Source organism: Defluviimonas sp. D31 (genome assembly GCF_033436765.1).
GTDB lineage: Bacteria > Pseudomonadota > Alphaproteobacteria > Rhodobacterales > Rhodobacteraceae > Albidovulum.
Window position 1 is genome coordinate 320,385 of record NZ_JAWQFN010000003.1, and the last position, 17,839, is coordinate 338,223.

A 17,839-nucleotide genomic window follows, 5' to 3' on the forward strand; every position below is an offset into this window, starting at 1 on the left:
CCCTTTCCTGTCCGGTGATAGATTGCAAAAGACCCCGCGCATGTCCATGCGCGGGGTCCGTTTTCGTGCCGCCGCCGGATCAGGCGCGCGAACCGGCCCAGAGCCGGCCCGAGAGCCAGCCAAGCGCTGCCCAGACCGCGAGTCCGACACCGAGCACGCGCGCCGAGTATTCCGCGCCGACCTCGGTGGGCGCGACGCCAAAGTACTGGTCGATGTGCGGCGCACCGATCACATGCGGCGCGGCCAGCAGCGCGCCGGCGATGCCGGCGGCGACGAAGCTCCGCCCATAGGCCAGCAGCGCCAGCCCAACGGCCGTCGCCACCACGGTGCCAAGCCACCAAGCCTGCCGCGCTCCCAGATCCGCCGCGATCGTGCCCGGCAGTTCCGGCGCGAGGCCCATCGCCGGGGCGAGCTGGAACGCGGCATAGCCCGCGATGCCCCAGAGGATGCCTTCCCGCGCGTCGACCTTGCGGCCGAAATGCTCGGCCAGCGCGTAGCCCGCGACCAGGATCAGCCCGTAGCTCGCATAGATGAGCCCGGTGAAGAGGACCGTGAGCGCATTGCGCGTGACCGCGGATTCTTCGCCCTCGGCGGTGGCGTCGCCGTGATCATGCGCCGCCTCGCCTGCCGCGTGGTCGTGCCCCGCCTGGGCGGGTGCCCCGCCGGCACCGGCGAAATGGGTCAGCGACCCGGTTTCGTATTCCTCACCCAAGAGGATCAGCTCCTGGATGAATGCGAAATGCAGCAGAGCCGCGAACAGCCCCGCTGCAAAGCCGGCGATCAGCCCGCCGGCCAGCAAACGTTGGATCATTTTGAGACCGTCAGGCCCTGCTCAGTGGCAGGGAAAACCGGTCGCGTGGCGCATGTCATGCGCGGCATCGTGCAGGGTCGCCGACTGGGCGTGGCCCGCAACGAACAGCATCGTCGCGCCGATCAGCGCAACGAACACGATGGACAGAAGCCCGGTGGAGGTCTTGGCGGCGGAATGGGTCGTAGCGTTCATGTCGTTCTCCTTGCCGTCACACCCGACGGCTTTTGTTGCCTTCCCACATGGCCGGTCTCCTGACTTGCGGGTCGCTGCGGCCTTCCGCCTTCCCGGGGGCGAACCCCAGTGGCCGTTGGAAAGCCGCTCGCCGCTCACAGTCGCGGGGGCGGTTGGGGCTTCGGGTGCCGCCTTTGGTCCACCCTTCCCCATTCCCGTTTCGGTCCGGACGCTTTGCGCCTCATGGACACCATGCCCTTCCATCTGCCAGCAAGCGGACCATCCGGTCAAGGTGGATAAGCGCCAATCGCCGCGCCGATTGCGACCTGTCACCCCGGAATCCGGGCGATCGCCTTTTCCCTCAGTGTCCCGAGCGGGCGCGCATCGGCAAGGGTGCCGTCGGGCGAGGCCAGGTAGAGCGAAAGAAAGGTCACGAGATTCGGGATCTCGGCCTCGGTTATATCGCCGAAGAGATAGGCGGTCTTGCCCTCGGCGCGGAAGGCGACGCTCGAGGGCCGGGTGCAGCCAGACATGCAGTCGATCTCGCGCACCGTCGCGGCATCGCCGACCGCCTCGGCGAGCCGCGACGCAAGCCCGGCCTGCCCAGCCGGGCAGGACCGGCAGACGGTGATGGTGACGGCGCTCATTTCCCCTCGGCCAAGGGGCCGAGCAGGATCAGCGCCGGCCCGTCGGAGGCCTCGGCCTCGATCAGGCGCTCCATCGACCCCAGCGTGCCACGAACGATCTTTTCCGCCGGCGTAGAGACGCTTTCGGCCAGAAGCGCCGGCGTCTCGGCCGACATCCCCGCGCCCTGCAGGCGACGTGCAAGCTCGGCGAAGGTGCGCTTGCCCATGAAGACCACGGTCGTCGCCGTAGGGTCGGCGAGGGCGGCGATGTTCAGATCCTCGGGCAGCGCCCCGGTGACGTCATGGCCGGTGACGAACTGCACCCGCCGCGCCGTCAGCCGCCGCGTCAGCGGAATCCCCGCCGCCGCCGCCGCCGCCATCGCCGAGGTCACGCCGGGAATGATCTCGTAGTCGATCCCGGCCTCGCGGCAGGCGGTGATTTCCTCCTCGAGCCGTCCGAAAAGCCCGGAATCGCCCGACTTCAGCCGCACGACCCGGGCGCCTGAACTCGCGTATTCCACCAGGAGCCGGCTCACATGGTCCTGCTTCGGCGAGGCGCGGCCCGCGCGCTTGCCGACGCCGACCATGTCCGCGCCCTCGCGCGCCTTGGCGAGAATCGGGCCCGACGAGAGATCGTCGAAGAGCACCGCATCGGCCTTCTGGAGCCGGTCCACCGCCTTCAGCGTCAGAAGCTCCGGATCACCAGGGCCGGAGGAAACGAAACTGACGAAACCCTTCATGTCGCCTCCGCGATCAGGTGGAAGAACGTGCCGGTGGCCTGGCCCCGGCGCGACCCGGTCTCGGGCACCGGATCGCCATTGGCGTCGACGACGCTCGCGAGCGCCATATCCGGCTGTTCGAGGATCGTCGAGTAGTGAAATTCGTGACCCCGAAGCCGCGCGCCCGCTCCGAACCCCGGCAGCGGCGCGGCAAGCGCGGCGAGCCGGTAGCCGAGATGCATCCTGCGCTTCTCGAACGAGGTCACGAGGCCGAGAAGCCCCGCCATCTCGTGTCCCACGCCGTCGCGGTCGATGATCGCCGTGCCCATCGCCATGTAGCCACCGCATTCGCCGTGCACGGGGCGGGTCTCGGAAAACCGTCTCAAACCTTGCCGGAACCGCCCCGCCGCCGCGAGCCGCGCGCCGTGGAGTTCCGGATAGCCGCCCGGCAGCCAGCAGCAATCGGCGTCCGCGTCCGGTGCCTCGTCAGCCAGCGGCGAGAACGGCAGGATCTCCGCCCCGGCGGCACGCCAGCCATCGAGAAGATGCGGATAGACGAAGGAGAACGCCTGGTCCTGCGCCAGCGCGACCCGCTGTCCCGGCGGCACCACCGGCACCGGTGCGCCGGGCCGAAGCCGCGTCGCCCCGGCCACCGCGCGAAGGGCGCCCAGATCGAGATGCGCGGCCACGAACTCCGCCGCGTCGGCGATGATCCGGTTAAGCTCCGGCGTCTCCTCGGCCTGCACGAGGCCCAGATGCCGCTCCGGCACCTCGATCGTCGCCCGCCGCGGCAAGGCGCCGAAGACCCGAATGCCCGCCGCTTCCATTCCCGCCCGTACCAGCGCCTCGTGCCGGGGCGAGGCGACCCGGTTCAGGACCACGCCCGCCACCGTCACATCGGGTCTCATCCGCGCGAAGCCGAGCGCCACCGCCGCCGCGGACTGCGCCTGGCCCGAGACATCGAGGACCAGAACCACCGGCCAGCCGGTCAGCGCCGAGAGATCCGCCGAAGCACCGGTCCCGGCCTCGCCGGGCACGGCCACGCCGTCAAAGAGCCCCATCGAGCCCTCGGCCAGCACCAGATCGGCCCCGTCGGCCGCCTCGGCGAGCCCGGCGATCCGGTCCGCGCCCATTGCCCAGGTGTCGAGGTTGACCGAAAACCGCCCCGAGGCCGCGCGGTGAAATGCCGGGTCGATGTAATCCGGGCCCGACTTGAAGGGCTGCACCTGAAGCCCCGCCGCCCGGAAGGCGCCCAGAAGCCCCAGCATCAGCGTGGTCTTGCCCGTGCCCGAGGCCGGTGCCGAGATGATCAGCCCGTCAGGAACCACCGCGCGCCCCTTCTTCATTGCCGAAATACCCTCGGGGGGTGCGGGGGGCAGACGGCCCCCCGCCACGGTTTGGCCNGCCGGTGCCGAGATGATCAGCCCGTCAGGAACCACCGCGCGCCCCTTCTTCATTGCCGAAATACCCTCGGGGGGTGCGGGGGGCAGACGGCCCCCCGCCTCGGTTGGCCCGCCCCGGGCGGGCCGATACCCGGTCGGCTCCGGTCACGCCTCGGTCTCCGGGAAGCGCGGATGGGTGCCGACCGGCCGGTAGCGGCGGTCGTAATCGCCGGCATAGAGCCGGCTCTCGTCGAACTCCTCCGCCCCGATCGAGCGGCCGACGAAGATCAGCGCCGTGCGCTCCATCTCGGCGCCGACGGCGGTCTCCAGCGTCTCCAGCGTCGCCCGCACGATGCGCTGGTCGGGCCAGCTCGCGCGCCAGATCACCGCGACCGGGCAATCGGCGCCGTAATGCGGGGTCAGCTCCGCCACCACCTTCTCCAGCACATGGACCGAGAGATGGATCGCCAGCACCGCGCCGGTCCGGGCGAAGTTCTCCAGCGTCTCGCCCGGCGGCATCGAGGTCGCCCGGCCCGAGGTCCGGGTCAGCACCACCGACTGCACCACGCCGGGAAGGGTCAGTTCCGCCCCCAGAGCCGCGGCGCCGGCGGCGAAGGAGGGCACGCCCGGCGTCACGTCATAGGGAATGCCCAACCCGCGGAGGCGGCGCAACTGCTCGCCCATCGCCGACCAGACCGAGAGATCGCCCGAATGAAGCCGCGCCACGTCGTGGCCCGCCTCGTGCGCCGCCTGGATCTCGGCGATGATCTCGTCGAGCGACAGGGGCGCGGTATTGACGATCCTCGCCCCTTCCGGGCAGTGGCCAAGAACCGCCTTCGGCACCAGCGATCCGGCATAAAGACAGACCGGGCAGGACGCGATAAGGTCGCGGCCGCGGAGCGTCAGAAGGTCGGGGGCGCCCGGTCCGGCGCCGATGAAATGCACAGTCATTCGTCTCTCCCAATCGCGATGGCGGCCGTGGCCAGCCCGTCGCCCGATACAACCCGCGGCCCCAGAAGCCGCGCTCCCGGCCCGGCCGCGGCCAGAGCCGCCGCCTCGGCCACCGATCCCGCGCCGAACCGTTCGGCGACCCGCGCCGAATGGGTCAGCGTCTCCTCGACCTCGAGCACCGCCCGGTCGAGCCCGCAGAGCCTCAGCCCCAGTTCCGCCGCAAGTTCCCGCGCCGCCGGCGCCTCGGCCTTGGTCGCTGCGGTGGCCAGAAGCTCCGCCCCGCCGCCGGCACGGGCGAGCGCATCCTTCAGCGAGGCGACCGTGGCGTCGCGCCGGAATCCGATCCCCGCGACCCTCATCTGACCACGCTCCACTGCGTCACCGGACGCGCCGGCATCCAGCCGCGCATCCGCCCGAGGGGCTCCGCCACCGCGATCTCGACCCGCATCAGCGAGCCGCCCCGCTGCGCGTGACATTCCGCCAGGAGCGCCTCCGACTCGATCGTCACCGCGTTGGCGACGAGCCGCGTTCCTTCCGGAATTGTCGCCCAAACCATGTCTATTCCGGCCAAATTCGCGCCGCCGCCGATGAAGACCGCATCCGGCCTCGGCAGCCCTTCCAGCACCTCGGGCCAGTTCGCCCCGGTCACCGTCAGCCGGTGGGCGAGGCCGAAGGTCCCGGCATTCGTCCTGATGTTCGCCACCCGGTCGGCCCGGCTCTCGACCGCCTGCGCGGTGGCCCCCGGCGCCGCGAGGCACCATTCGACCGAGATCGAGCCCGAGCCCGCACCGAGATCCCAGAGCATCTCGCCGGGGCGCGGCGCCAGCGCCGAGAGGGTCAGTGCCCGGACCGGCCGCTTGGTCATCACCCCGTCAGAGACGAACAGATCATCCGGCAGGCCGGAGGCGCGCGGCAGGCCCCCCGCGCCCTCGGCGGCGATGGCGACCGCAACCGGGTAGGTGGCGTCAGCTATATCGAAGCCCTCCGCCGTGGCCGAGCGAATGCGTTCGGACGGCCCGCCGAGCGACTCGAGCACCGCCAGGCGCGACGGGCCGAAGCCTTTCGCGGTCAGCCATTCCGCCAGCGCCGAAGCCGCCGCCCCGTCGCGGACGAGAGAGATCACCCGCACCCCGCGTGCAAGCACCGGCGTGAGCCGCTCGAACGGCGCGGCATGAAGGCCGAGGCAGACCGTTTCCTCCAGCCGCCAGCCAAGCCGCGAGGCGGCGAGCGCGAAGGTCGAGGGTGCCGGATGCGAGACCCAGTCGCCGGGCTGAAGATGCGCGGAAAGCGAGCCGCCGGCGCCGTGCCAGAACGGATCGCCAGAGGCGAGGACCACCACGTTCCGGCCCTTTTCCGCCAGAACAGGGTCTATTCTGAACGGCACCGGCCATTCCCGCCCGCGCCCACCGGCCCCCGTCAAAGCCAGATGACGCGGCCCGCCGAAGATGATATCCGCGCGCCCGAGAGCGGCGCGGCTTGCCTCGGTCAGACCCGACAGGCCATCCTCGCCTAGACCGATGATCGTCAGCCAGGGATCAGCCATGACGCGCGTCCTTCTTCTCGGCGGCACCACGGAGGCCTCCGGCCTCGCCCGCCACTTCGCGGCGACGGGCGTGACGGCGGTCTTCTCCTATGCCGGACGCACCGAGGCGCCGGTGGCGCAGCCGTTGCCGACCCGGATCGGCGGCTTCGGCGGCGCCGAGGGGCTCGCCCGCTACCTCAAGGCCGAGAGAATAACCCATGTCGTCGACGCGACGCATCCCTTTGCGGCCCAGATGAGCCGCAACGCGATCGCGGCCTGCGCGGAGACGAGCACGCCGCTCTGCGCCTTCGAACGCGCGCCTTGGCAGGCGGACGATGGCGATGACTGGACCCATGTTCCGGACATCGAGGCCGCGGTCGCCGCCCTGCCCGAGGCCCCGGCCCGCATCTTCCTCGCCATCGGCAAGCAGACCCTTGCGGGTTTCGCGGCGAAGCCGCAGCACCATTACCTGCTGCGCCTCGTCGATCCGCCCGAGGGCGCGCTGCCGCTGCCCGACGCGGAAGCCGTGATCGCGCGCGGCCCCTTCACCGAAGCCGGCGACCGGGCGCTTCTGAGGGACCACCGCATCACCCATATCGTCGCCAAGAACGCCGGCGGTTCGGGCGCGCGGGCGAAGCTCGACGCCGCGCGCCGGCTCGGGATCCCGGTGATCCTGATCGACCGGCCAAGCCTGCCGCCCCGCCGCATCGCGCGGGACCTGGATGAGGTGATGGCCTTCCTCGCTCACCGCGCCGACCTCGGGGTGTAGACGAAGCGGCCGACGCGGCGGGTGTCGCGGTTGCCGACGATGACGACGGTGCGCATGTCGGCCATCTCGGGCGTCGCTTCGCCGAGCGTCACGGTGTTCAGTGCCTCCTCAGGCGTCGTCACCGCGCGGGCGAAGGAGATCAGCGTCTCAGGCCCCGCCTCCTCGCGCAGGATCTCCAGTGCGCGGGCGAACTGGTGCGGGCGGCTCTTGGAACGCGGGTTGTAGAAGGCCATCGCGAAACCGGCCTGCGCGGCGAGGCGCAGGCGATGCTCCACCAGTTCCCAAGGCTTGAGGTTGTCCGAAAGGTTGATCGCGCAGAAATCGTGGCCCAGCGGCGCGCCGAGCCGCGAGGCGGCGGCCAGCATCGCGGTGATGCCGGGCAGGATGCGGATGTCGTAGGCCTGCGCGTCCGGCCGTTCCTCCAGCGCCTCGAACAAGGCCGAGGCCATGGCGAAGACGCCGGGATCGCCGGAGGAGACGATGACGACGCGCTTGCCTTCGCCCGCCATGTCGAGCGCGTGGCCCGCACGGTCCAGCTCCACCCGGTTGTCGGAGGGGTGCAGGGTCAGCCCCTCGCGCGGCGCGACGCGGGCGACGTAGGGAATGTAGCCGACGACATCGGTCGCCTCGGCCAGAGCGGCGCGCACCTCGTTGGTCACCAGCCGCTCGTCACCCGGCCCGAGGCCGGCTACCGCGATCCAGCCGCTCATGGCCGCCGCCCCTGTCCATGCACCACGGCGATGGAGAAATAGGGCACCTTGGCGGGCGCCTCGCAAAGCCGGTGCACCTTCTGGTCCGTCATCGTGCCGCGCTCCACCAGCCAGGCGGTGTCGAGCCGACCGGCGGCGGTCAGGCAGCGCTTCAGCTTATCGAGGTTGCGTCCGATCTTCATAACCACGAGCGCGTCGGTGTCGCGGATGCGGCGGGTGAGTTCCTCCTCGCCCATCGTCGCGGTGACCACGGTCAGCACGTCGTCGCCCCAGGTGATCGGCTCGCCCGTCGCGGTCCAGCAGCCGGACATGCCGGTGATGCCGGGAACGACCTCGACCGCGCGGCGTTCGCGGAGCCGCGTATAGAGATGCATGAAGCTTCCGTAGAAGAAGGGATCGCCCTCGCAGAGGACCAGAACAGTCTCTGTTTCGGCCAGTTTGGCCAGTTTCTCGGCCCAGACCTCGTAGAACTCCGCCATAACCCGGTTGTATTCGGGATCGGAGAAATGGATCTCGGTCGTGACCGGATACTCCATCGGGTACTCGATGGCGTCGGGGCGTAGCATCCCCTCGACGATGCGCCGCGCCTGGCCCTCGTAGCCCGCCTTGCGGAAATAGGCGATGTGGGTCGAGGAGCGCACCAGCCGGTCGGACTTGACGCTCATCAGATCGGGATCGCCGGGGCCGAGGCCGACGCAGACAACCTTGCCCATGATCACTCCTTCCGGCTCGCGAGCGCGTTGACGGCGGCAACGGTGATCGCCGAGCCGCCGAGGCGGCCCTTCACGATGACCGAGGGCACCGGCAGGTCCTCCATCAGCGCGTCCTTCGATTCGGCCGCGCCGACGAAGCCCACCGGGCAGCCGATGATCGCCGCGGGGCGCGGGCAGGCCGGGTCCTCGAGCATGTTCAGGAGGTGGAAGAGCGCGGTCGGGGCATTGCCGATGGCGACGACGGCCCCTTCCAGATGCGGCCGCCACAGTTCCAGCGCGGCGGCGGAGCGGGTGTTGCCCATCTCCTTCGCCAGCTCGGGCACGCGCGGGTCCTGCAGCGTGCAGATGACCTCGTTGCCCGCAGGCAGGCGGGGCCGGGTGATCCCCTCGCTGACCATGCGCGCGTCGCAGAGGATCGGCGCGCCGGCTTCGAGCGCGGCGCGGGCGGCAATCGCCATGCCGGGGGAGAAGCGGACGTGTTCCTCGAGCCCCACCATCCCGGCGGCATGGATCATGCGGACGACGACGACCTCCTCCTCGGGTGTGAAGCGCGCGAGGTCGGCCTCGGCACGGATGGTGGCGAAGCTCTCGAGGTAAATCGCGGCGCCGTCGGTCTGGTAGCTATGGGGCATCTTCGGTCTCGGTGAGAAGGGCGGGAGTGGCGGTGAGCGTCGCGGGCGAGAGCCCGGTCCGCGAAGGCGTGTCGGCGGCGGTGCCGTTCCGGATCAGGTCAATGGCGCCACCGGCGCGGCCGACGAGCGTCAGGGCCGAGGGTGCGGGATGGGCGCAGCCCTTGGCGCAGCCGGAGACATGGAGCCGGTCAGCGGGCGCAAGCGACGCGCAGAGCGCGCGCGCCAGCGGCCGCGTCTCGATCAGCGCCTGCGGGCAGCCGGGGGCGCCGGTGCAGGCGGTCACCCGCAGCATCGGGTCGGCGGGATCGGTGATGAGGCCGGGAATGGCGGGCGCCTGCGTGGCGCCCTCGATCAGGATCATGCGCCAGGGCGTGATCCGCAAAGCGCCGTTTTCGGCAAGAATAGACAAGGTTTCGGCCGCCATCTGGCCGAATTCGAACCCGACGAGGAAACCGAGCGGCAGAAGTCCCGGCGCGGGGGCCAGGGCGCTCGAGCGCGGCAGCGCCGGGATTTCGGTGAACAGCTCGGGCAGGCGCGCGCCGCGCGCCAAATGCGCTGCCATGCGGCCGCGGCCCTCGGGCGCGCCGCCGGTTTCAAGGAACCATTCCGCGAGCGTCAGCGCCAGCCGCGCCGCGGTCTCTTCCGTCGCGTCGGCGCCGGAACCCATGCCATCGGGCCGGACCAGAAGGACGCCGCCGGGGCCGCGCTCGATGCGGATATCGGCGGAGGTCTCGGAGAGGACCGGCTCGGCGCCGCAATCGACGGCATAGCCGAACTTGCCCGGCGTCCGCGGCGCGCCCGGATGGCCCAGCGCCTCTGTGAGGGAGCGCACCACCTCCTGCACCCCGTCGCCGTCCTGCCAGTAGGGCGTGACGGTGATATTGCGGCGGCTCTCGGCCTCGGTCGTCTCGTCGATGAGGCCGAGGGCGGAAAGCCCCTCGATCAGCGGCCCATGCGCGGCTTTGGTGACGCCCCGAAGCTGGACATTGGCGCGGGCGGAAAGGTCGATGAGCCCGTTGCCATGCCGCGCCGACAGTTCGGCGATGCCCTTCGCCTGCGCGGGCGTCAGCCGCCCGCCGCGCGGGCGGACGCGGACGACAAGCCCATCGCCCGACATCATTGGTCTGAGCGCGCCGGGGCACCAGCCCTTGATGACCGGATCGCTCATTGCCCGGTCTCCATCGCGATGGAGTTGCGACGCGTGATCCAGAGCCCGGCATCGCGGAGCGCCGCGAAGCGGTCGCGCATCGCCTGAAGCGCGGCGGGGTTCTCGCGTTCGAGGAAGGCCACGACCTCGTCCCGGCCAAGCGTCGCCTCGTGGTAGAGGTCGAAGAGATGCGCCGGGACCGCGCGGGCGAGATGGGCGAAGGCCGCCATGTGGTCGAGCGTCGCCGCGATCTCGGCCGCGCCGCGGAAGCCGTGCCGCATCATGCCGTCGGCCCAGTCGGGGTTCGTCGCACGGGCGCGGACGACGCGGCCGATCTCCTCGGAAAGCGTCCGGGCGCGCGGCGCGTCGGGGCGGGTCGCGTCGAGATGGTAGAGCGCGGGTGCCTGGCCGCCGAGCCGTGCGACGGCGGCGGCAAACCCGCCCTCATGCGCGGCGTAGTCGGAGGCGAGTAGGAGGTCGGTCTCGGCGAGGTCCTGGATATGGACGAAACCGTCGGCGCCCTTCACCTGTTCTTCCAGCGCCGCACGGGCGGGGTGGGCCGCGCCCGAGGCGTCGATGGCCCATTCGGAACCCGACAGCCAGGCCTCGCCGGCGGCATGCTGGCCCTCGGGGCCGTAATCCTCGATCGCCTCGCCCATCGCGAGGCCGTAGAGGCCCGGCTTCGGCCCGAAGACGCGGGGGGAGGCGCGCAGATACGGATTGTCCTCGGGGGCTTCCTCGCGGTCGGCCAGCGCCTTGGCGGCGGCCTCGAAAAGCTGGGCCAACCCCGGAAAAACGTCTCTGAACAGGCCGGAAACGCGCAAAGTCACGTCGATCCGGGGGCGGCGGAGCAGTGCCAGCGGGATCACCTCGAAGCCGGCGACACGCTCTGAGCCCTCGTCCCATTTCGGGCTGAGGCCCGCGAGGTGCAGGGCCATCGCGAATTCCTCGCCCGCCGTGCGCATCGTGGCCGAGCCCCAGAGGTCGACGACCAAGGATTTCGGCCAGTCGCCGTGGTCCTGCAGGTGGCGGCGAAGAAGCTCCTCGGCGAGTTTCACGCCCTGCGCATGGGCGGCGCGCGAGGGCACGGCGCGGGGATCGGTGGTGAAGAGGTTGCGGCCCGTGGGCAGCACATCGGACCGGCCGCGGAAGGGCGAGCCGGAGGGGCCGGCCTCCACCCGCTCTCCGTTCAGCGCGGCGATCAAACCCTTCCGCTCTTCAGCGCCGCACTGGCCGGTGCCGAAGATGTGGAGGCCGTCGCCGTACTGGCTTTCCTTGATGTCGCAGACGAAGCGGTCGATGCGGGTGATCGCCTCGGCGGGCGAGGCATCCTCGGGGATGCCGAGATCGTCCTCGACGCCGCGCCCCTTCGCCTCGTCGCGGATCGACTGGATCAGCCGGTCGCGGCGGGCGGGATCAAGCCCGTCGGCGGTCGAGTATTCGTCGAGGAGCCGTTCGAGGCGGTTGAGGTCTTCCGGCACGGCGCTGTCCACCAGGGGCGGCGGCAGGTGGCCGATGGTGACGGCGCCGATCCGCCGCTTGGCCTGCGCGGCCTCGCCGGGGTCGTTGACGATGAAGGGGTAGATGACCGGAAGGGAACCGGTCAGCGCCTCGGGCCAGCAGTCGGCGGAAAGCGCGACCGACTTGCCCGGCAGCCATTCGAGCGTGCCATGCGCGCCGATATGCACCAGCGCATGGAGACCTTGCGCCCTGAGCCAGAGGTAGAAGGCGACATAGGCGTGACGCGGGGTGCGGGACAGGTCGTGGTAATCGTCGGCCCGCGCGGTCACCTCGCCGCGTTCGGGTTGCAGGGCGACGATGGCCTTGCCCCGGCGGATCGCGTGGAAGCGGAACTGGCCGTCGGTGACGGAAGGGTCGGTCTCGGGGTCGCCCCAGGCGGCGAAGAGGGCGTCGCGGAGCGGCGCGGGAAAGGTCGAAACAGTGTCTAAATAGGCCGAAACGGGCCAACTGAGGGTATCGGCGGTGAGCGATGAGCCAAGCGCCGAGCCGGGCTCGACGGCGTGGTTCTCGGCCTTGAGCGCGGCAAGGATGCCTTCGGCGGAGGCGAGCGCGTCGAGGCCGACGGCATGGGCGAGCTGATGTGCCTTGCCGGGATAGGTGGACAGCACGAGCGCGAGCATGCGCTCCGCCGGAGCCGTCCGCGAAAGCCGGTGCCAGCCTGCCACCCGGTCGGCGACGGCGGCGATGCGCTCCGGCTCGGCCCGGTGGGCGAAGCGGGAATACTGCAGGTCGGGGTCGCGGCGTGACGGGCTCTTGAAGCTCGCGACACCGGCGAAGACCCGGCCGTCGACCTCGGGCAGCACGACATGCATGGCGAGATCGGCGGGCGAGAGTCCGCGTTCGGCCTCGGCCCAGTCCTTCTTTCGCGCGGTCGAGAGCGCCACCTGGAAGACCGGGCAGCCGGTGGTGTCGAGCGGCGAGGCGGAGCCGTCCGCTCCCTTCGCCGAGAAGGCGGTGGCATTGACGATCGCGGCGGGCTTCAGCCGGGTCAGCTCGGCGCGGAGCCAGGCGGCGGCGGCGGGATCCTTCAGCGAGGCGGCATAGGCGCCGATCGCCGCGAAGCCGCGCGCTTCGAGTGCGGCGAGCAGCGCGTCGACCGGGTCGGTATCGGCCGAGGTGAGATAGGAGCGGTAGAAGGTGACGACGGCCAGGGGGCGTTCGGCGATCTCCGGCGCGCCAACGACGCCCTTGCCCGGCAGGTACCAGCCGAAACCGGGCACGGTCTTGTCGCCCGCTACCGGGCCGGCATAGAGCCCTGCGGCCAGGGCCATCTGTTGCAGAGCCGCCTGCGCGGCCACGGCACCGCCCGCGTCGCAGAGCGATTGCAGCCGGCGCAGGGTCGATTTCGGCAGGGTGGACAACTCGTCGAGCCGCGCATCCTCGCGCCCGTCGGCGGGCAGGATCGCGAGCGCGATGCCGTGCCGCCGCGCGAGATCCTGAACCTGCGCGAGCCCGTAGGGCCAGTAGCTTTCGCCCCCGATCAGGCGGATGAGAATGCCTTTCGCCTCGCCAAGCGTCTGTTCGGCATAGGTGTCCACCGACAGGGGGTGACGGAGCGCCACGAGGTTCGCGAGCCGCAGGGTCGGCAATCCTCCCGCCGCGCGATGCCAGCCCGCCGCGAAAGCGCCAAGGTCGCTGTCGGAGAAGGACAGCACCACGAGATCGGCCGGGTCCTGACCCAGGTCGAACGGGGTGTCCGTTTCCTCCAGCCCGTGGCTCTCGCGGAAGACGACATGCATGGCGGGGTCAGGCCTCCTGCGGTTCCGGCACCAGCACCGCGCGGATCGCGGCGGGGTCGATATCGTCGTGCTCGGCGATCACCACGAGCCGCGAGGCGCGCGGCGCATCGCCCCAGGGCTTGTCGAACTGCGCCCGGATCCGCGTGCCCACGGCCTGCACCAGCATCCGCATCGGCTTGCCGGCAACGGCGACATAGCCCTTCACGCGCAGGATGTTCTGTTCCTGCGCGAGCCGGATGATCGCGGATTTCAGCGCCTCGGGATCGGTGACTTCCGGCAGCTCGATCACGACGGTCTCGAAATCGTCATGTTCGTGGTCGTCATGGCCGTCATGGTGCGAGGGCCGCGCCTCGAGGTCATCCTCGGCGGCGGCGTTCAGGCCGAGGATCAGGCGGGGATCGATCCGGCCCTCTTCCATGTGCAGGACCGGCACCGGACGCGGGGCTTCCGCCTCGATCACGGCGCGCGCGGCGTCGAGTTCATCGTCACCCACCAAATCGGCCTTCGACAGAAGCACGATATCGGCGCAGGAGATCTGGTCCTCGAAGACCTCGGACAGCGGGGTCTCGTGGTCGATCGAGTCATCCGCTTCGCGCTGGGCCTGAACCGCGTCGACATCGGGGGCGAAGCGGCCGGCCGCCACGGCCTCGGCATCGGCGAGCGCGATGACGCCGTCAACGGTGATGCGCGAGCGGATCGCGGGCCAGTCGAAGGCCTTCAGGAGCGGCTTCGGCAGGGCAAGGCCCGAGGTCTCGATCAGGATATGGTCGGGACGCTGCGGCAGCGCCATCAGCGCCTCGATCGTCGGGATGAAGTCGTCGGCCACGGTGCAGCAGATGCAGCCATTGGCCAGCTCGACGATGTTCTCGGCCGGGCAGTTGTCGTCGGCGCAGGACTTGAGGATGTCGCCGTCGACGCCGACGGTGCCGAACTCGTTCACCAGAACCGCGAGGCGCTTGCCTTGCGGGTTCTGCATGAGATGCCGGATCAGCGTCGTCTTGCCCGCACCGAGGAAGCCGGTGATGACGGTGACGGGGATCTTGTTCAGGTCGGACATTCAGCTCTCCATCGGGGGAATACGCGCAAGCGACTGCTTGCGGAAGATCTGGGGGCGCTCGCGCCAGGGGACGATCCCGTCCCCGGTCGCGGCATAGGCGGCGGCACCGGCGAGGATGTCGGCGACATGCTCATCCGGGTTCAGGCCGCGATAGACGTAGGACCAGCGGCCGGGGCCGCTCAAAGCGATGTTGCAGCCGTGGTCGCAGGCGGAGAGGCACTCGACCGGCAGGATGCGGACGCCCTCGGGGGCGCCTGCGGCCTGAAGCGCCTCCAGGAGCCGGGTGCCCGGGCGTACCTCGTCCTCCGGGATGGGCTGGCCCATCCGGCAGGTGGTGCAGACATGAAGTGTCACGGTCACGCGCGGCTCATCCTTCTCCCTCACGGAAAGGGGCGGCCTGCGGGGGGCGCTGTGCCCCTAGCCGGTCGCGGAACCCCCCGTCCGCCGTCACAACGTCCTCGCTGGCAGGTCTCCCGGCTTGCGGATGCCGGAGCTTTCGCTCCGACGGCCCCTCCCCCTTCCCGGCATCTCGCCAGTGGGCCTCGGGGGGCCTCTCCGGCCACGGTCGCGGGGGCGGCTGCGCTTCGGCGCCGAACCACGGGTGGTCGCAAAGCCTGTCGCATTCCCTCTTCGCCTGCCTTAGGCAGGAACCAGCGCGCCTCTCCTGAGGCATTGACGCGCATCTTGTCAAGCAAGCACGGCCCCGCATGAACGGTTACGAAGCCCCGACGCACAGGAACGACCCGGCGGGTGCTGCGGGCGGCATCCTCGCCACCGCGCACCGTCCGATGTTCCTCGCCGCCGGGCTCTGGGCGGTCGTCGTGATCGGCTGGCGGGCCTTCGGCGAATCGGGCGGGCCGGCGGCGGATGCGCTGGGCTCGGCCACGCTCTGGCACGCGCACGAGATGCTCTTCGGCTTCGCAGGCGCCGCCTTCGCGGGCTACACGCTCACCGCCGCGCCGAGCTGGAGCCACCGCCCGCCGGCCGCCGGTGTGCGGATCCTCGTCCTGGTGCTCATCTGGATCGTCGCCCGGCTCGCGCTCGCCGGGCTGCCGGCGCTGCCGCTGCCGCTCGTCGCGACCACGAGCGCGGGATTCTTCGCCTGGCTCGCGCTGCTGCTCGGGCGCGAGGCCGTTGCCGGGCGCTCGGCCAAGGGCGCTCTACAGGCGGGTTTCGCGGCGCTCCTCGGCCTTGCCGATCTCGCCGTGCTCGGCGCCGGCGCCGATCCCCGCGCCGCGATCCTCGTCTTCGCGCTGATCCTCTCGGTCATCGGCGGCCGCATGGTCCGCGCCTTCACCGAGAACCGGGTCGCGGCGGAACATGCCCCGCCAATGCCCGTCGCCGAACGGGCCGCCCGTATCGGCGCCGCCGCGATCCTCGCGGCACTTCTCGCCACGCTCGCCGGGGCGGAGGCCCTTTCCGGTGCCGCCCTCCTCGCCGGGGCCGGAGCAGAGGCGCTCCGGCTCGCGCTCTGGCAGCAGGCGGCGGTGCGGCATGATGCGCTGCTCCTGATGCTGCATCTCGGCTTTCTCTGGCTGCCGGTCGGGCTTTGCCTCACCGGCCTCGCGCGGCTGGGTGTGCCGCTCTTCGCCGAACCGGACGCGCTCCACGCACTGACCGCAGGCGCGATGTCCTGCCTCATCTACGCGGTGGCCGCCCGCGCGGTCGCCCGGCGCGCGCCCGACCGGCTGGTCGCGGGCTGGCCGAGCATCGCGGGCTTCGTCCTCCTTTGGCTGGCGGCCTGGCTCAGGCTCGCGCAGGGCGCGGTGCCCGAACTTGCCGAACCGGCAGCACTCCTCTGGATCGCCGGCTGGACGCTCTTCCTGATCAAGCTCGCCCCGACCTTGCGCGGCGCGCCGCAACGACCGGTCTTCAGCGGGCCGCGCGCATGAGCCGCCCCTCGCCATCCGCCCCGCAATCGCCTATTGAACACCGACCCGCCGACAAGAGGGACCGCCATGACCACGCCCACGCCCCCGAGTGACGCCGAGCGCCACGCCCAGAAGATGGCCAAGAAGAAGGCCGCCCGCGACAAGATCATGGCGACGAAGGAAGGCGAGAAGGGCCTGATCATCGTCCATACCGGGGCGGGCAAGGGCAAGTCCTCCTCCGGTTTCGGCATGATCCTGCGCTGCATCGCGCATGGGATGCCCTCGGCCGTCGTGCAATTCATCAAAGGCGCGTGGTCGACCGGCGAGCGCACGCTGATCGAGGCGCATTTCGGCGATCTCTGCCAGTTCCACGCGATGGGCGAAGGCTTCACCTGGGAAACACAGGACAAGGAGCGCGACATCGCGGCGGCGCGGAAGGGCTGGGAGAAGGCCAAGGAACTGATCCGCGACGAGCGCAACAAGATGGTGCTCTTGGACGAGATCAACATCGCCCTGCGCTACGATTACCTCGACGTCGCCGAGGTGGTGGCGTTCCTGAAGGACGAGAAACCGACGATGACCCATGTCGTTATGACGGGCCGCAACGCCAAGGAGGAGCTGATCGAGATCGCCGATCTCGTGACCGAGATGACGCTGATCAAGCATCCGTTCCGGTCGGGGATCAAGGGCCAGAAGGGGGTCGAGTTCTGATGGCGGTGCGGCGTCTGCTGACGGAGTTCGGCATGGGCACCAGCCTGCGCCGGCAGGACTATACCGAGGCCGCGGTCCGCGCGGTGAAGGATGCGCTCTGGCACAATTCGATCAACCTCGCGGAGCTCTTCGGGCGGCCGAAGGGCGACATGCTGATCGACGTGGAGATTGGTGTGCAACAGCCCAAAAGGGTCGATTCCGCCGCGATCCTTGCGGTCTTTCCCTATGGTCAACCGAAAGTGACGCTTGTTAAGGGCGGCCTTGACGTGCCGCGCGCCGATGGCGGCAACCCGACGGTGATCGCCAATGCGGCGGTTTCGGTCTCGCTGGAGGTTGGCCCATGAGCGATCAGCGCTTCATCATCGAAATGGGCATGGGCAACGACCAGTACGGGCGGGACTACCAGAAGGCCGCCCGGCGCGCGATCGAGGACGCGATCCGCCATTCGTCGATCCCGCTTTTCGATGCGCTCGACCTCGACCATGCCAAGATGCGCGTCGCGGTGACGGTTGGCGTGCAGAGACCCGAGGCTGTGGATTGCGCCGCACTCGCCGCTGGCCTGCCGCGGGGGCAGGTCTCGGTGACGGCGGTGCATGGCGGCCTCGACGTCACCAATCCCGACAGCGGCAATGTGATCGTCATCGCCTCGGCGGCTGTCGAGGCGTTCCTGCCGTATCAGGGCTAGGCGATGCCGACGGGTCTTCGCAAGCCATGCAGGTGCGCGCCTTTGGGTAAGCGGACGGACCTTGCCGGGGGCGGTGGCCGGGGGCGCTGCCCCCGGACCCCC

General features: G+C 70.5%; 20 protein-coding genes and 2 riboswitches. Of the genes, 5 read left to right on the forward strand and 15 right to left on the reverse strand.

The window, feature by feature from the left end; genetic code table 11:
• Window positions 1-79: 79 nt before the first annotated feature.
• The 8 genes from R5H32_RS07975 to cbiE form a co-directional block, all read right to left on the reverse strand.
• Window positions 80-811, reverse strand: a complete 732-nt coding sequence (locus R5H32_RS07975) for a CbtA family protein (protein WP_318338152.1) — start codon at window positions 809-811, stop codon at window positions 80-82.
• A gap of 21 nt (window positions 812-832) precedes the next feature.
• The gene (locus tag R5H32_RS07980) at window positions 833-1,003 is read right to left on the reverse strand and encodes a CbtB domain-containing protein (protein WP_263338144.1); all 171 of its coding nucleotides are present in this window, start codon (window positions 1,001-1,003) and stop codon (window positions 833-835) included.
• Between the two features lie 31 nt (window positions 1,004-1,034).
• A riboswitch (cobalamin riboswitch) is annotated at window positions 1,035-1,252 on the reverse strand.
• Between the two features lie 59 nt (window positions 1,253-1,311).
• The gene (locus R5H32_RS07985; protein WP_318338153.1) at window positions 1,312-1,629 is read right to left on the reverse strand and encodes a DUF1636 domain-containing protein; all 318 of its coding nucleotides are present in this window, start codon (window positions 1,627-1,629) and stop codon (window positions 1,312-1,314) included.
• Window positions 1,626-2,348: a uroporphyrinogen-III C-methyltransferase gene (cobA, locus tag R5H32_RS07990; RefSeq protein ID WP_318338154.1), complete on the reverse strand. Its 723-nt coding sequence runs from the start codon at window positions 2,346-2,348 to the stop codon at window positions 1,626-1,628. Before cobA ends, R5H32_RS07985 begins: the two co-directional genes overlap by 4 nt.
• Window positions 2,345-3,673: a cobyrinate a,c-diamide synthase gene (locus R5H32_RS07995; protein WP_318338155.1), complete on the reverse strand. Its 1,329-nt coding sequence runs from the start codon at window positions 3,671-3,673 to the stop codon at window positions 2,345-2,347. The genes cobA and R5H32_RS07995 overlap by 4 nt, the downstream gene beginning before the upstream one ends.
• Window positions 3,674-3,874: 201 nt before the next feature.
• Window positions 3,875-4,660 carry a precorrin-4 C(11)-methyltransferase gene (gene cobM, locus R5H32_RS08000; RefSeq protein WP_318338156.1) on the reverse strand — a complete coding sequence of 262 codons (786 nt, stop codon included), beginning with the start codon at window positions 4,658-4,660 and terminating at the stop codon, window positions 3,875-3,877.
• On the reverse strand, window positions 4,657-5,019 hold the full coding sequence (locus R5H32_RS08005) for a cobalamin biosynthesis protein (RefSeq protein ID WP_318338157.1): 363 nt from the start codon (window positions 5,017-5,019) through the stop codon (window positions 4,657-4,659). Before R5H32_RS08005 ends, cobM begins: the two co-directional genes overlap by 4 nt.
• Window positions 5,016-6,203 carry a precorrin-6y C5,15-methyltransferase (decarboxylating) subunit CbiE gene (cbiE, locus tag R5H32_RS08010; protein ID WP_318338158.1) on the reverse strand — a complete coding sequence of 396 codons (1,188 nt, stop codon included), beginning with the start codon at window positions 6,201-6,203 and terminating at the stop codon, window positions 5,016-5,018. The genes R5H32_RS08005 and cbiE overlap by 4 nt, the downstream gene beginning before the upstream one ends.
• Here cbiE and R5H32_RS08015 point away from each other — a divergent pair.
• Window positions 6,202-6,951 carry a cobalt-precorrin-6A reductase gene (locus R5H32_RS08015; RefSeq protein WP_318338159.1) on the forward strand — a complete coding sequence of 250 codons (750 nt, stop codon included), beginning with the start codon at window positions 6,202-6,204 and terminating at the stop codon, window positions 6,949-6,951. The two genes, cbiE and R5H32_RS08015, sit on opposite strands and share 2 nt — an antisense overlap.
• Here R5H32_RS08015 and cobJ read toward each other — a convergent pair.
• From cobJ to R5H32_RS08050, 7 genes are read right to left on the reverse strand one after another with little or no spacing between them, the layout of a single operon-like run.
• Entirely contained in the window at window positions 6,927-7,661 is a 735-nt protein-coding gene (gene cobJ, locus R5H32_RS08020) for a precorrin-3B C(17)-methyltransferase (protein WP_318338160.1), read from the reverse strand. The genes R5H32_RS08015 and cobJ overlap by 25 nt on opposite strands.
• Window positions 7,658-8,374: a precorrin-2 C(20)-methyltransferase gene (locus tag R5H32_RS08025; protein WP_318338161.1), complete on the reverse strand. Its 717-nt coding sequence runs from the start codon at window positions 8,372-8,374 to the stop codon at window positions 7,658-7,660. The genes cobJ and R5H32_RS08025 overlap by 4 nt, the downstream gene beginning before the upstream one ends.
• Before the next feature lie 2 nt (window positions 8,375-8,376).
• Window positions 8,377-9,006 carry a precorrin-8X methylmutase gene (locus R5H32_RS08030; RefSeq protein WP_318338162.1) on the reverse strand — a complete coding sequence of 210 codons (630 nt, stop codon included), beginning with the start codon at window positions 9,004-9,006 and terminating at the stop codon, window positions 8,377-8,379.
• Window positions 8,996-10,174: a precorrin-3B synthase gene (gene cobG, locus R5H32_RS08035; RefSeq protein WP_318338163.1), complete on the reverse strand. Its 1,179-nt coding sequence runs from the start codon at window positions 10,172-10,174 to the stop codon at window positions 8,996-8,998. The genes R5H32_RS08030 and cobG overlap by 11 nt, the downstream gene beginning before the upstream one ends.
• On the reverse strand, window positions 10,171-13,413 hold the full coding sequence (gene cobN / locus R5H32_RS08040; protein ID WP_318338164.1) for a cobaltochelatase subunit CobN: 3,243 nt from the start codon (window positions 13,411-13,413) through the stop codon (window positions 10,171-10,173). The genes cobG and cobN overlap by 4 nt, the downstream gene beginning before the upstream one ends.
• A gap of 7 nt (window positions 13,414-13,420) precedes the next feature.
• Window positions 13,421-14,470, reverse strand: coding sequence for a cobalamin biosynthesis protein CobW (cobW, locus tag R5H32_RS08045; protein WP_318338165.1), 1,050 nt, complete (start codon window positions 14,468-14,470; stop codon window positions 13,421-13,423).
• Window positions 14,471-14,830 carry a DUF1636 domain-containing protein gene (locus R5H32_RS08050; protein ID WP_318338166.1) on the reverse strand — a complete coding sequence of 120 codons (360 nt, stop codon included), beginning with the start codon at window positions 14,828-14,830 and terminating at the stop codon, window positions 14,471-14,473.
• 85 nt (window positions 14,831-14,915) lie between these two features.
• Window positions 14,916-15,140, reverse strand: a riboswitch (cobalamin riboswitch).
• Between the two features lie 37 nt (window positions 15,141-15,177).
• Here R5H32_RS08050 and R5H32_RS08055 point away from each other — a divergent pair.
• From R5H32_RS08055 to R5H32_RS08070, 4 genes are all read left to right on the forward strand, one after another.
• Window positions 15,178-16,362, forward strand: a complete 1,185-nt coding sequence (locus tag R5H32_RS08055) for an NnrS family protein (RefSeq protein ID WP_318338167.1) — start codon at window positions 15,178-15,180, stop codon at window positions 16,360-16,362.
• Between the two features lie 66 nt (window positions 16,363-16,428).
• A complete protein-coding gene (cobO, locus tag R5H32_RS08060) occupies window positions 16,429-17,052 on the forward strand; it encodes a cob(I)yrinic acid a,c-diamide adenosyltransferase (protein WP_318338168.1) in 624 nt (207 codons plus the stop codon).
• On the forward strand, window positions 17,052-17,396 hold the full coding sequence (locus R5H32_RS08065) for a Lin0512 family protein (protein ID WP_318338169.1): 345 nt from the start codon (window positions 17,052-17,054) through the stop codon (window positions 17,394-17,396). Before cobO ends, R5H32_RS08065 begins: the two co-directional genes overlap by 1 nt.
• The gene (locus tag R5H32_RS08070; RefSeq protein ID WP_318338170.1) at window positions 17,393-17,737 is read left to right on the forward strand and encodes a Lin0512 family protein; all 345 of its coding nucleotides are present in this window, start codon (window positions 17,393-17,395) and stop codon (window positions 17,735-17,737) included. Before R5H32_RS08065 ends, R5H32_RS08070 begins: the two co-directional genes overlap by 4 nt.
• Window positions 17,738-17,839: the final 102 nt, after the last annotated feature.

Coding starts and splice junctions, on each gene's coding strand:
- R5H32_RS07975 (WP_318338152.1), bottom strand. CDS start 811: ATGATCCAACGTTTGCTGGCCGGCGGGCTGATCGCCGGCTTTGCAGCG.
- R5H32_RS07980 (WP_263338144.1), bottom strand. CDS start 1,003: ATGAACGCTACGACCCATTCCGCCGCCAAGACCTCCACCGGGCTTCTG.
- R5H32_RS07985 (WP_318338153.1), bottom strand. CDS start 1,629: ATGAGCGCCGTCACCATCACCGTCTGCCGGTCCTGCCCGGCTGGGCAG.
- cobA (WP_318338154.1), bottom strand. CDS start 2,348: ATGAAGGGTTTCGTCAGTTTCGTTTCCTCCGGCCCTGGTGATCCGGAG.
- R5H32_RS07995 (WP_318338155.1), bottom strand. CDS start 3,673: ATGAAGAAGGGGCGCGCGGTGGTTCCTGACGGGCTGATCATCTCGGCA.
- cobM (WP_318338156.1), bottom strand. CDS start 4,660: ATGACTGTGCATTTCATCGGCGCCGGACCGGGCGCCCCCGACCTTCTG.
- R5H32_RS08005 (WP_318338157.1), bottom strand. CDS start 5,019: ATGAGGGTCGCGGGGATCGGATTCCGGCGCGACGCCACGGTCGCCTCG.
- R5H32_RS08015 (WP_318338159.1), top strand. CDS start 6,202: ATGACGCGCGTCCTTCTTCTCGGCGGCACCACGGAGGCCTCCGGCCTC.
- cbiE (WP_318338158.1), bottom strand. CDS start 6,203: ATGGCTGATCCCTGGCTGACGATCATCGGTCTAGGCGAGGATGGCCTG.
- cobJ (WP_318338160.1), bottom strand. CDS start 7,661: ATGAGCGGCTGGATCGCGGTAGCCGGCCTCGGGCCGGGTGACGAGCGG.
- R5H32_RS08025 (WP_318338161.1), bottom strand. CDS start 8,374: ATGGGCAAGGTTGTCTGCGTCGGCCTCGGCCCCGGCGATCCCGATCTG.
- R5H32_RS08030 (WP_318338162.1), bottom strand. CDS start 9,006: ATGCCCCATAGCTACCAGACCGACGGCGCCGCGATTTACCTCGAGAGC.
- cobG (WP_318338163.1), bottom strand. CDS start 10,174: ATGAGCGATCCGGTCATCAAGGGCTGGTGCCCCGGCGCGCTCAGACCA.
- cobN (WP_318338164.1), bottom strand. CDS start 13,413: ATGCATGTCGTCTTCCGCGAGAGCCACGGGCTGGAGGAAACGGACACC.
- cobW (WP_318338165.1), bottom strand. CDS start 14,470: ATGTCCGACCTGAACAAGATCCCCGTCACCGTCATCACCGGCTTCCTC.
- R5H32_RS08055 (WP_318338167.1), top strand. CDS start 15,178: ATGAACGGTTACGAAGCCCCGACGCACAGGAACGACCCGGCGGGTGCT.
- cobO (WP_318338168.1), top strand. CDS start 16,429: ATGACCACGCCCACGCCCCCGAGTGACGCCGAGCGCCACGCCCAGAAG.
- R5H32_RS08065 (WP_318338169.1), top strand. CDS start 17,052: ATGGCGGTGCGGCGTCTGCTGACGGAGTTCGGCATGGGCACCAGCCTG.
- R5H32_RS08070 (WP_318338170.1), top strand. CDS start 17,393: ATGAGCGATCAGCGCTTCATCATCGAAATGGGCATGGGCAACGACCAG.